This is a genomic window from Streptomyces sp. NPDC048496 (genome assembly GCF_043200055.1).
Taxonomy (GTDB): domain Bacteria; phylum Actinomycetota; class Actinomycetes; order Streptomycetales; family Streptomycetaceae; genus Streptomyces.
Genome location: NZ_JBICXB010000026.1, coordinates 58,875 through 69,340, shown reverse-complemented (window position 1 = coordinate 69,340; position 10,466 = coordinate 58,875). Strand labels below are relative to the sequence as shown.

Genomic DNA, 10,466 nt, shown 5'->3' with positions numbered 1-10,466 from the left:
GGCAAGGGCCACTGCCGGGCTGCCGCACTGCTGCGACGGCCCGGCCCCTTACTTCTTCCGTGACCGGCTGGATTCGACATGACCGCTGTGGAGAGCCTGGATGTGCGACGGCTGAATCCCGAGGTGTCGGGCGGCGGATCGGGCGGACCCGGTGGGCTGTCCAGGGGCCCGGCCCGGTCAGCTGCCCGCGAGCTCGGCGGTGATCCGTTCCGAAGCGGACTTCGCCTCGGCCAGCGGGTCACCGCCCCGCAGAACGGCCGACATGTACGGCTTGATCGGGTTCTCGGCCTCGACCGCCGCCCACTGCGGTGAGTTGGGGGTCGCGCGACCGCGCCGGGCGCCCTCGGCCATCGCGGCGGTGCCCTCCTGGCCCTCGATGGCATGTGCGAGGCTCGCCTTGTTCGGCACGTAGCTCATGGTCCTGGCGAGGTCCGCCTGCCACTTGGCTCCGGCCAGTGCCTTGATCACCTCGAGACCGGCGCCACCGTTGTCCGCCTTCTCCGGAACGATCAGATCGGAACCGCCGATAAAAACGGACCCGGGATTCTTCGCGGTCTTGCCCGGTATCGGGAAGTAGCCGAGCTTTCCCTTGAGTTCGGGATTCTTCTGCTCGATGAGCTTGGCGCTGCCCGGTACGGAAATGATCTGCGCGACATCGCCCTTGGCGAACACATCGGTCTGCGGAGGATGCTCTTCGTCGGCGTTCTTCGGGCCGTCGCCGAACGACTGGATCTCCTTGTAGAAGTCCATGCCTCTGATCGCGGCCGGCGTGTCGAGGGCCCCCTCCCACTCGCCGCCCTTGTCGTCGGCCAGATCGCCACCCTCGTCCCAGATGAATCCCGCGAGTACGTACCAGATCTGGCCCGCGAGATAGATGCCCTGATTGCCGTTCCGGTTGAGCAGCCGGCTGTCCTCGACCCACTCGCTCCGGGTCTTCGGCGGGCTCTTGATACCCGCCTGCTCGAAGAGGTCCTTGTTGTAGATCACCACACGGTTGGCCGCGTACCAGGGAATGCCGAACTGGACGCCGTCGATGCTGCCGGGATCGGCGAGGCCGGGCAGCCATTCCTCGCTGCCGAGATCGCGCATCGACTCAAGGGTCAGATCGCGCAGCCCGCCGCTCTCCGCGTACTGGGCGACCTGGGTGTTTCCGACCTCGATGACATCCGGGGTGTCGTCGCCCTTCAGGGCCGCGGACACCTTGGGGCCGATTCCGCTCCAGCCCTGAATCTTGAACTCCAGCTGGATGGAGGGGTGTTCCTGTTCGTACGACTTCTTGAAACGGTCCAGGAAATCGGCGGAAACACTGTCCTTCATCAGCCAGATCGTCACCGTCCTGTCGCCGGGGCCACCCGAGCCCGAGAGGTAGCCGCAGCCGCCCAGCGCGACGGTGGAAACGAGCGTGACGGCTCCTATGAGTACGCGGTTCTTCACTGGGTCACCTTCTGCGAAACGGCACGACGAAATCAGGACCCGGTGTGGGGGACTGCGGGCGGCGCTCACACGGGCGTGGCTGGATTTTGGTATGGACCAATCATTTGGTCAAGGGCCGTTCGCACCACGTTCTCCACATCGACCTCTCGCGCACCCGCGCCGAGTGGGGCACCGTGGTATGAACGAAAGGGGACAGACAATGTCCAACAACACGTATCGGGTCACCGAAATCGTAGGAACCTCCCACGAGGGCGTCGACGACGCCATCCGCCGGGGCATCGCCAGGGCGGCGGAAACGTTGCACAATCTCGACTGGTTCGAGATCACCCAGGTGCGTGGGCAGATCACGGACGGCCGGATCGAGCACTACCAGGTCGGCCTGAAAGTCGGCTTCCGGCTCGACGAGACCACCTGACCCGGTACGCCGCGGTCAGGTACGCCCCGCACGCTCCTGAGCGTCCTTCAACGCGGGCGAGGCCACTGCCCAGCGAGCTCGCACCACGGTGAAACCGGCCAGCTCGGCCGCGTCGCAGACCAGCTCGTCGTCATCGACCAGCATCCGCACCTGACGCTCCCGGCCCAGCCGCTTCAGGATCTCCAGCTTGGTGTGGCGGGCCGGGCGACGGTCGTCATTGCGCCGCATGTACACGCGCCCCTCGGGCAGGCCCTGCTCGGCAAGCCACGCCACGGTGTCCCGACGACAGCGCTCCGGCCGTCCGGTGAGATACCTGACCTCGCACTCCTCGGCGCTACTCAGCACCAGCCGTGTGCCCTCGTCGAGCGGCGGATCGTCCACGGCCGCCGCAAAGAAGCCGCGCCAGTCGCGCCGGACCCCCTGAAGGAAGTGTTGTCGGTGCCCGCTGTCCGCAAGCGTGCCGTCCAAGTCGAATACGGCCAGCGGCCGGGTTTCATGCGTCACGCGCCCAGCCTAGGAGCTGCCCCGTCACCCCTGGCGGGCGCACGACGACAGCCACGGGGACCTCTCACCGGCTGGACGGCCGGACCGCCCGGAAACCACTCTCAGCCAGTGACCGATTCGTCCGTCCCGGGGGCCTCACTCCGTTCGGCGGCACCGACGGCGGAGTCGATCAGCAGCAAGGCGACGGAACGAGCCGACGCCCCGGCGCGGTCGCTGTTGAGTGCGGTCGAAGTCCCCTTCAGGGAATTGGAGTTGAGGAACCGACGCTGGTCCAGCGCCGTCCATGTGGGGCAGCCGTACACCATAGGCTACCCATCATGGACATCACTTTCCGGCGTTTCCTCGCCTCGGACGCCGATCCCCTGATCCGCTTCCTGACCGGCGAGAGCTGGCCGTTCCACGGCGTCAGCGCGGTGGATCAGGAGACGGCGCGGCAGTGGATCGCCGAGGGGCGGTTCGAGAACGAGGAGAACAGGAGTTTCTGGATCGTTGACGGCGAGGAGACCGCGGGCCTGGTCCGGCTCATGGACCTGGCGGACGACACGCCCCTGTTCGACCTGCGGATCCGGGCCGGGCACCGAGGCCGCGGCATCGGCGTCCAGGCGGTGACCTGGCTGACGCGGTACCTGTTTGAGGAGTTCCCGGAGGTGCGCCGCATCGAGGGCACCACACGCCAGGACAACCGCCCGATGCGGCGCGTTTTCCTGCGCTGCGGCTACGCCAAGGAAGCACATTACCGGGACGCCTGGCCAGCCCAGGACGGGACGTTTCATGACACGGTCGGTTACGCGATCCTGCGGAGCGACTGGCTGGCTGGGAGTGTAAACGTCCCGGAGTGGAATGACGAGCCATAGCCGAGCAGCGCCAGACCGAGCACCAGCAGGGCGGCCGCAGCGGCCGCCACCCCCGGGGTACGGAGGGGAACACCGGCGCCGGTGTCGCGGGCCCGGACACCGGCGGCGGCCAGTGCCCCTCACGGCACTAGAATCCGACTGTTTGTCCTCAACTATCGGCCCTGCCCCCATCCGTACGGAGTTCCGCGCGCATGCCCACCCCCCACGATCCGTACGTCCGGGTGCGCGGCGCCCGTGAGCACAATCTGCAGGACGTCCACGTCGACATCCCGCGCGACACCCTCACCGTCTTCACGGGGGTCTCGGGCTCCGGGAAGTCCTCGCTCGCCTTCGGGACGATCTACGCCGAGGCCCAGCGCCGCTACTTCGAGTCCGTCGCGCCGTACGCCCGGCGGCTCATCCACCAGGTGGGCGCCCCGAAGGTGGGCGAGATCACCGGTCTGCCGCCCGCTGTCTCGCTGGAGCAGCGGCGCTCGGCGCCCGGCGCCCGTTCCTCGGTCGGTACGGTCACCACGCTGTCCAACTCGCTGCGGATGCTGTTCTCGCGCGCCGGGGAGTATCCGGCGGGGGCCGAGCGGCTGGACTCCGATGCGTTCTCGCCGAACACCGCGGCCGGGGCCTGCCCCGAGTGCCACGGTCTGGGGCTTACCCACCGCACCGCCGAGGAGCTTCTCGTCCCGGACCCGTCGCTGTCGATCCGGGACGGCGCGATCGCCGCCTGGCCGGGCGCCTGGCAGGGCAAGAACCTGCGCGACGTGCTGGACACACTGGGGTACGACATCGACCGGCCGTGGCGAGAACTGGACGCGCAGGACCGGGAGTGGATCCTCTTCACCGACGATCAGCCGGTGGTGACGGTCCACCCGGTGCGGGAAGCGGGCCGGATCCAGCGCCCGTACCAGGGCACGTACATGAGTGCGCGGCGCTATGTGATGCACACCTTCGCGGACTCCAAGAGCCGCACCCTGCGGGCCAAGGCCGAGCGCTTCCTGACCAGCGCCTCCTGTCCGGTCTGTGGCGGCACTCGACTGCGTCCGGAGGCGATGGCCGTCACTTTTGCCGGCCGTACGATCGCCGAGCTGGCCTCGCTGCCCCTCGCGCGCCTCGCCGACGTGCTGTCGGCTGCGGGCGGCAATGACACCGCGCGGCTGCTGACGACGGATCTGCTGGCCCGGATCGGGACGGTGACCGAGCTGGGGCTCGGCTATCTCAGTCTCGACCGCACGGCTCCGACGCTTTCCTCCGGCGAGCTGCAGCGGCTGCGGCTCGCCACCCAGCTGCGCTCGGGGCTGTTCGGGGTCGTCTATGTGCTGGACGAGCCGTCGGCCGGTCTGCACCCGGCGGACACCGCGTCGTTGCTCGCGGTCCTCGGCCGGCTGAAGGAGGCCGGGAACTCGGTCTTCGTCGTGGAGCACCAGATGGATGTGGTGCGGCAGGCGGACTGGCTGGTCGACGTGGGGCCGCTGGCCGGTGAGCACGGGGGGCGGGTGCTGCACAGCGGTCCCCCGGCCGGACTCGCGGACGTCGTGGAGTCGGCGACGCGGCGGTTCCTCTTCGACGGGAGTCCGGCTCCTGCCCGGGAGCCGCGTACGCCCTCCGGGTGGCTGAAGCTGACCGGGGTCGACCGGCACAATGTGCGCGGGGTGGACGCCGCGTTCCCGCTCGGGGTGTTCACCGCGGTCACCGGGGTCTCCGGCTCGGGGAAGTCGACTCTGGTCGGTCAGGTGCTCGCCGGGGTCCTCGCCGACCGGCAGGCGTCCGTCACCGCCGGCCTTCCCGTCGAGCGGCCCACGGCCGGCTGCGCGTCGGCGCAGGGGCTGGAGGCGGTGGACCGTCTCGTCCAGGTCGACCAGAAGCCGATCGGCCGTACCCCGCGCTCCAATCTGGCCACGTACACCGGGCTCTTCGATGTCGTGCGAAAGCTGTTCACCGAGACCGGCACGGCGCGCGAACGCGGCTACAGGGCGGGGCGGTTCTCGTTCAATGTGGCGGGCGGGCGGTGCGAGACCTGTCAGGGAGAGGGGTTCGTCTCCGTCGAGCTGCTCTTCCTGCCCAGCACGTACGCGCCCTGCCCGGACTGCCACGGTGCGCGGTACAACCCGCAGACGCTGGAGGTCACCCTGTGCGGGCTGAACATCGCGCAGGTGCTGGATCTCACGGTGGAGTCGGCGGCCGGCTTCTTCGCCGGGACACCCGCCGCCGAGCGCAGTCTGCGGACACTGCTCGATGTGGGGCTCGGCTATCTGCGGCTGGGGCAGCCGGCGACGGAGCTGTCCGGCGGTGAGGCCCAGCGGATCAAGCTCGCCACCGAGCTGCAGCGCACCCGTCGCGGCCACACCCTGTATCTGCTCGACGAACCGACGACAGGGCTGCATCCGGCCGATGTCGAGGTGCTGATGCGGCAGTTGCACGGGCTGGTCGGTGCGGGCAGCACGGTGGTGGTCGTGGAGCACGACATGGCCGTGGTCGCGGGTGCCGACTGGGTGATCGACCTCGGCCCCGGAGGCGGCGACCGGGGTGGCCGGATCGTCGCGGTGGGGACGCCCGCAGAGGTGGCGGGTGCGGCGGACAGCCGGACCGCGGCGTACCTGGCGGCCGCCCTCAGGTCGGCCTGACGGCTCATCAGGTCCAACTGACCTGTTTCCACGCCTACGGTCCGGCGGAGACGTTCACCACCGCCGTGAACGCTTCGGCGTCCGCGGCCTGCCGCACCTACAGGATCACCGTGACGGTACTTTCGGCACGCTCACCCACGCAGCGCGGCACGAGTCGTCGGCACAGCCGGTCTCATCACCGGCTGTGCCGACCGGCATCAGAACAGGCCCTAGCGTCGGACCTTCCGGGTCGCCCGCAACCACTCCTTGTTCATCGCCGAGATCGACGGCAGCGGAATGCCCTTCGGGCAGGCCGTGGCACACTCCCCGGTGAGCGTGCAGCCGCCGAACCCCTCGCTGTCCATCTGCTCGACCATGTCGAGCACCCGCGTCTCGCGCTCGGGGGCGCCCTGCGGCAGGACGCCCAGGTGGTTGATCTTCGCCGAGGTGAAAAGCATCGCCGAGCCGTTGGGGCAGGCCGCTACGCAGGCGCCGCAGCCGATGCACTCGGCGTGCTCGAACGCGAAGTCGGCGTCGGGCTTGGGCACGGGGGTGGCGTGGGCGTCGGGTGCGGTGCCGGTCGGGGCGGAGATGTAGCCGCCCGCCTGGATGATCCGGTCGAAGGCGGACCGGTCCACGACCAGGTCCTTGACGACCGGGAACGCCGAGGCGCGCCACGGTTCGATGTCGATCGTGTCGCCGTCCTCGAAGGACCGCATGTGGAGCTGACAGGTGGTGGCGCGCTCCGGGCCGTGCGCGTCGCCGTTGATGACGAGACTGCACGCGCCGCAGATGCCTTCGCGGCAGTCGTGGTCGAAAGCGACTGGATCGTCGCCGGCGAGGATGAGCTCCTCGTTGAGGGTGTCGAGCATCTCCAGGAACGACATGTCCTGCGAGATGCCGTCCACCTGGTAGGTGGACATGGCGCCGGGGGCGTCGGCGTTCTTCTGGCGCCAGACGCGCAGGGTGAGCTTCATGCGTAGCTCCGCTGAGTGGGGTGGACGTACTCGAAGACGAGGTCTTCCTTGTGCAGGACGGGGGCGTCGCCGGTGGCCGTGAACTCCCAGGCGGCGGCGTACGAGAACTCCTCGTCCCGGCGGGCGGCTTCGCCGTCCGGGGTCTGCGACTCCTCGCGGAAGTGGCCTCCGCAGGACTCGGCGCGGTGCAGAGCGTCGAGACACATGAGCTCGGCGAGCTCCAGGTAGTCGACGATCCGGTTGGCCTTCTCCAGCGACTGGTTGAACTCCTCGCCGGTGCCGGGGACCTTGATGCGGCGCCAGAACTCCTCGCGGATCTGTGGGATCCGGTCGAGCGCCTTGCGCAGCCCCTCCTCGGTGCGGGCCATCCCGCAGTACTCCCACATGAGTTCGCCGATTTCGCGGTGAAAGGAGTCGGGGGTGCGGTCGCCGTCGACGGCGAGCAGCAGGTTCAGCCGGTCCTCGGTCTCCGCGACGGCTTCTTCCACGGCGGGATGCGAGGCGTCGACCTCGCCGTGGTGCGGGTTGCGGGCCAGGTAGTCGTTGATGGTCGACGGGAGGACGAAGTAGCCGTCGGCGAGACCCTGCATCAGTGCCGAGGCGCCGAGCCGGTTGGCCCCGTGGTCGGAGAAGTTGGCCTCGCCGATCGCGAACAGGCCGGGGATCGTGGTCTGGAGGTCGTAGTCGACCCAGAGTCCGCCCATCGTGTAGTGCACGGCGGGGTAGATGCGCATCGGGGTCTCGTACGGGTTCTCCGCGGTGATCCGCGCGTACATGTCGAAGAGGTTGCCGTACTTCTCCTCGACCTTCGCCCTGCCCATGCGCTGGATGGCCTCCGCGAAGTCGAGGTAGACGCCCTGTCCGCCGGGGCCGACGCCGCGGCCCTCGTCGCAGACGTTCTTCGCGGCGCGCGAGGCGATGTCGCGTGGCACGAGGTTGCCGAAGGCCGGGTAGATGCGCTCCAGGTAGTAGTCGCGCTCGTCCTCGGGGATCTCGTTGGCGGGGCGGGTGTCGCCCTTCGCCCTGGGCACCCAGATCCGGCCGTCGTTGCGCAGCGACTCGCTCATCAGCGTCAGCTTGGACTGGTGGTCGCCGGTGCGCGGGATGCACGTGGGGTGGATCTGGGTGAAGCACGGGTTGGCGAAGTACGCTCCGCGCCGGTGGGCGCGCCAGATGGCGGTGGCGTTGGAGTTCATGGCATTCGTCGACAGGTAGAAGACGTTGCCGTAGCCGCCGCTGGCCAGGACGACCGCGTCGGCGAAGTACGTGTCGATCTTCCCGGTGACGAGGTCACGCGCGACGATGCCGCGGGCCTTGCCGTCGACGATGATCAGATCGAGCATCTCGGTACGGGCGTGCAGCTCGACATTGCCCGCGGCGATCTGCCGGGACAGTGCCTGGTAGGCGCCGAGGAGCAGCTGCTGCCCGGTCTGGCCGCGGGCGTAGAAGGTGCGGGAGACCTGGACACCGCCGAAGGAGCGGTTGTCGAGGAGGCCGCCGTACTCGCGGGCGAACGGGACGCCCTGCGCGACGCACTGGTCGATGATCTCGACGGAGATCTGGGCGAGCCGGTGGACATTGGACTCGCGGGCGCGGAAGTCGCCGCCCTTGACGGTGTCGTAGAAGAGCCGGTGGATCGAGTCGCCGTCGTTGCGGTAGTTCTTCGCGGCGTTGATGCCGCCCTGGGCGGCGACGGAGTGGGCGCGGCGGGGCGAGTCCTGGAAGCAGAACTGGACGACGTGGTAGCCCTGTTCGGCCAGCGTGGCCCCGGCCGATCCGCCGGCCAGGCCGGCGCCGACAACGATGACGGTGTGCTTGCGACGGTTGGCCGGGTTGACGAGTTTGGCCTCGAAGCGGCGGGTGTCCCAGCGTTCGGCGACGGGACCCTCGGGGGCCTTGGTGTCGACGACGGGTGCGCCGGTCTCGTAGTGCGAGTAGTCGGTCATGTCAGCTCACGACTCCGGTCATGACGGCGACGGGTACGGAGATGAAGCCCACCGTCAGCACCAGTGCGAGGACGTTGGCGATGGTCTTGAGAACACGGTCGCGGCTCGCCCTGCCCGCGCCGAGGGTCTGCGCGGCGCTCCAGAACCCGTGCTGGACGTGGAGTCCGAGAGCGAGCATGGCGACGATGTAGATGACGTTGCCGTACCAGGTGGAGAAGGTGTCGACGACGTTCTGATACGGGTGCCCGGACTGGAAACCGCCGGAGTGGACGGTGCCGGTGGTCAGGTCGAGGACGTGCCAGACGATGAACAGGGCGAGGATGATCCCGCCCCACCGCATGGTGCGGGTGGCGTAGCTCGCGCGGGGCTTCTTGTGGACGTACTTGCTGGGGCGCGCCCTGATGTCCCGGCGGCTCAGCTGGTACGCGGAGGTGGCGTGCGCCACGACGGCGACGACGAGCACCACACGGACGATCCAGAGGGCCCACTCGTAGTGCAGGAAGGGCTCGCCCATGACCCGCAGCCAGTGGGCGTAGTGGTTGAACTCCCCCGGCCCGAAGAAGATCTTCAGGTTGCCGATCATGTGGACGACCAGGTAGCCGAGCATGATCAGGCCGCTCACGGCCATGACCGCCTTCTTGCCGACGGACGAGTCCCAGAGCGTACGCGTCATGGACGGTCGTCGGTCCGTCCGTGTTGCCAGTGCCATGGGCACGACGCTACGGCCGCAGGGGCTCATCGGTCCAAGACATGGTGTGGCTCATGTCCATAGCCTCTGGCTATGGAGCGGGCTACGCTGGGTGTATGCAGTTTCAGCAGCTCATGTACTTCGTGGCCGTCGCCGAGACCCGGCACTTCACCCGCGCCGCGGAGGAGGTGCATGTCTCACAGCCCTCGCTCTCCCAGCAGATCAGGGCGCTGGAGAACGAGCTGGGGGCGGAGCTGTTCAGCCGGGCCCGCGGCAACATCACCCTGACCGACGCGGGCGAGGCCCTGCTGCCGCTGGCCCGCCGGATCCTGGCGGATGCCGATACCGCCCGGCACGAGGTGCAGGAGCTGGCCCAGCTGCGCCGGGGCCGGGTCAGGCTCGGGGCGACGCCGAGCCTGTGCACGGGGCTGCTGCCCGACGTACTGCGCACGTTCCACGACCAGCACCCGGGAATCCAGCTGCTGCTGGAGGAAGGCGGCTCGCACGACCTCGTACGGGAGCTGGCGCGGGGGGCGCTCGATCTCGCGCTCGTGGTCCTGCCGCTGCCGACCGCGTCGCCTGCGCTGACCACGGTGGAGCTGCTCCAGGAGGACCTGGTGGTGGTGTCGTCGGCGGAGGCTCCGCGACCGGGGAAGGGCGCAAGCGTGCGGATCGCGGATCTGCAGGGCGAGCCGCTGGTGATGTTCCGGCACGGCTACGACCTGCGGGAGCTGACCGTGGCCGCGTGCCGGGCGGAGGGCTTCGAGCCGTCGTTCACCGTGGAGGGCGGCGAGATGGACGCGGTGCTCGGTTTCGTACGGGCGGGACTCGGCGTGGCGGTGGTGCCCAGCATGGTGGCGGTCCGGGCGGGGCACGACCTGCGGACGACACGACTGGCCCCGCCGGGGCTGCGGCGCACGATCGCGCTGGCGCACCGCAGTGACGTGGCGCCTCCGCGGGCGGCGCGGGAGCTCCAACGGGTGCTGCTGGCCAGCCGGCCGGGCGGGCTCGGGAAATCGAGCCCGCCCGGAAGCTGAGGACGGAACCGGTGCCG

The 10,466-nt window shown here is 69.2% G+C and carries 9 protein-coding genes; 4 read left to right on the top strand and 5 right to left on the bottom strand.

Going from position 1 to position 10,466, the window contains the following annotated elements; genetic code table 11:
- Window positions 1–177: 177 nt before the first annotated feature.
- Complete coding sequence (locus ACGFSA_RS22550; protein WP_393306839.1) at window positions 178–1,434, bottom strand: extracellular solute-binding protein; 1,257 nt, start codon at window positions 1,432–1,434, stop codon at window positions 178–180.
- A 199-nt stretch (window positions 1,435–1,633) separates the two neighbouring features.
- Here ACGFSA_RS22550 and ACGFSA_RS22545 point away from each other — a divergent pair, with 199 nt between their 5' ends.
- Complete coding sequence (locus tag ACGFSA_RS22545; RefSeq protein WP_393306837.1) at window positions 1,634–1,849, top strand: dodecin; 216 nt, start codon at window positions 1,634–1,636, stop codon at window positions 1,847–1,849.
- A 15-nt stretch (window positions 1,850–1,864) separates the two neighbouring features.
- Here ACGFSA_RS22545 and ACGFSA_RS22540 read toward each other — a convergent pair whose 3' ends face one another.
- Window positions 1,865–2,353 (bottom strand): hypothetical protein, encoded by a 489-nt coding sequence (locus ACGFSA_RS22540; RefSeq protein ID WP_393306835.1) that lies wholly within the window; start codon window positions 2,351–2,353, stop codon window positions 1,865–1,867.
- 317 nt (window positions 2,354–2,670) lie between these two features.
- On the opposite strand from ACGFSA_RS22540, the gene ACGFSA_RS22535 reads away from it, so the two are divergent.
- Together ACGFSA_RS22535 and ACGFSA_RS22530 are read left to right on the top strand one after the other, a co-directional pair.
- Window positions 2,671–3,207: a GNAT family N-acetyltransferase gene (locus ACGFSA_RS22535; RefSeq protein ID WP_393306833.1), complete on the top strand. Its 537-nt coding sequence runs from the start codon at window positions 2,671–2,673 to the stop codon at window positions 3,205–3,207.
- A gap of 191 nt (window positions 3,208–3,398) precedes the next feature.
- The gene (locus ACGFSA_RS22530; protein ID WP_393306831.1) at window positions 3,399–5,822 is read left to right on the top strand and encodes an ABC transporter; all 2,424 of its coding nucleotides are present in this window, start codon (window positions 3,399–3,401) and stop codon (window positions 5,820–5,822) included.
- A gap of 209 nt (window positions 5,823–6,031) precedes the next feature.
- Here the strand turns inward: ACGFSA_RS22530 and ACGFSA_RS22525 are convergent, their stop codons facing one another.
- Genes ACGFSA_RS22525 through ACGFSA_RS22515 form a run of 3 tightly spaced genes read right to left on the bottom strand, consistent with a single transcriptional unit; the run spans window position 6,032 to window position 9,433 of the window.
- Window positions 6,032–6,778 carry a succinate dehydrogenase/fumarate reductase iron-sulfur subunit gene (locus tag ACGFSA_RS22525; RefSeq protein ID WP_393306829.1) on the bottom strand — a complete coding sequence of 249 codons (747 nt, stop codon included), beginning with the start codon at window positions 6,776–6,778 and terminating at the stop codon, window positions 6,032–6,034.
- The gene (locus ACGFSA_RS22520; RefSeq protein WP_393306827.1) at window positions 6,775–8,724 is read right to left on the bottom strand and encodes a fumarate reductase/succinate dehydrogenase flavoprotein subunit; all 1,950 of its coding nucleotides are present in this window, start codon (window positions 8,722–8,724) and stop codon (window positions 6,775–6,777) included. The genes ACGFSA_RS22525 and ACGFSA_RS22520 overlap by 4 nt, the downstream gene beginning before the upstream one ends.
- A gap of 1 nt (window position 8,725) precedes the next feature.
- Window positions 8,726–9,433, bottom strand: a complete 708-nt coding sequence (locus tag ACGFSA_RS22515) for a succinate dehydrogenase (protein ID WP_393306825.1) — start codon at window positions 9,431–9,433, stop codon at window positions 8,726–8,728.
- 95 nt (window positions 9,434–9,528) lie between these two features.
- Between ACGFSA_RS22515 and ACGFSA_RS22510 the strand changes: the two genes are divergently transcribed.
- The gene (locus ACGFSA_RS22510) at window positions 9,529–10,449 is read left to right on the top strand and encodes a LysR family transcriptional regulator (RefSeq protein WP_393306823.1); all 921 of its coding nucleotides are present in this window, start codon (window positions 9,529–9,531) and stop codon (window positions 10,447–10,449) included.
- The last annotated feature ends 17 nt before the right edge of the window (window positions 10,450–10,466 follow it).

What these genes read in the sequence shown, in the direction of transcription:
- ACGFSA_RS22545 (WP_393306837.1), top strand. Translation starts at nt 1,634, where the DNA reads ATGTCCAACAACACGTATCGGGTCACCGAAATCGTAGGAACCTCCCAC.
- ACGFSA_RS22535 (WP_393306833.1), top strand. Translation starts at nt 2,671, where the DNA reads ATGGACATCACTTTCCGGCGTTTCCTCGCCTCGGACGCCGATCCCCTG.
- ACGFSA_RS22530 (WP_393306831.1), top strand. Translation starts at nt 3,399, where the DNA reads ATGCCCACCCCCCACGATCCGTACGTCCGGGTGCGCGGCGCCCGTGAG.
- ACGFSA_RS22525 (WP_393306829.1), bottom strand. Translation starts at nt 6,778, where the DNA reads ATGAAGCTCACCCTGCGCGTCTGGCGCCAGAAGAACGCCGACGCCCCC.
- ACGFSA_RS22520 (WP_393306827.1), bottom strand. Translation starts at nt 8,724, where the DNA reads ATGACCGACTACTCGCACTACGAGACCGGCGCACCCGTCGTCGACACC.
- ACGFSA_RS22515 (WP_393306825.1), bottom strand. Translation starts at nt 9,433, where the DNA reads ATGGCACTGGCAACACGGACGGACCGACGACCGTCCATGACGCGTACG.
- ACGFSA_RS22510 (WP_393306823.1), top strand. Translation starts at nt 9,529, where the DNA reads ATGCAGTTTCAGCAGCTCATGTACTTCGTGGCCGTCGCCGAGACCCGG.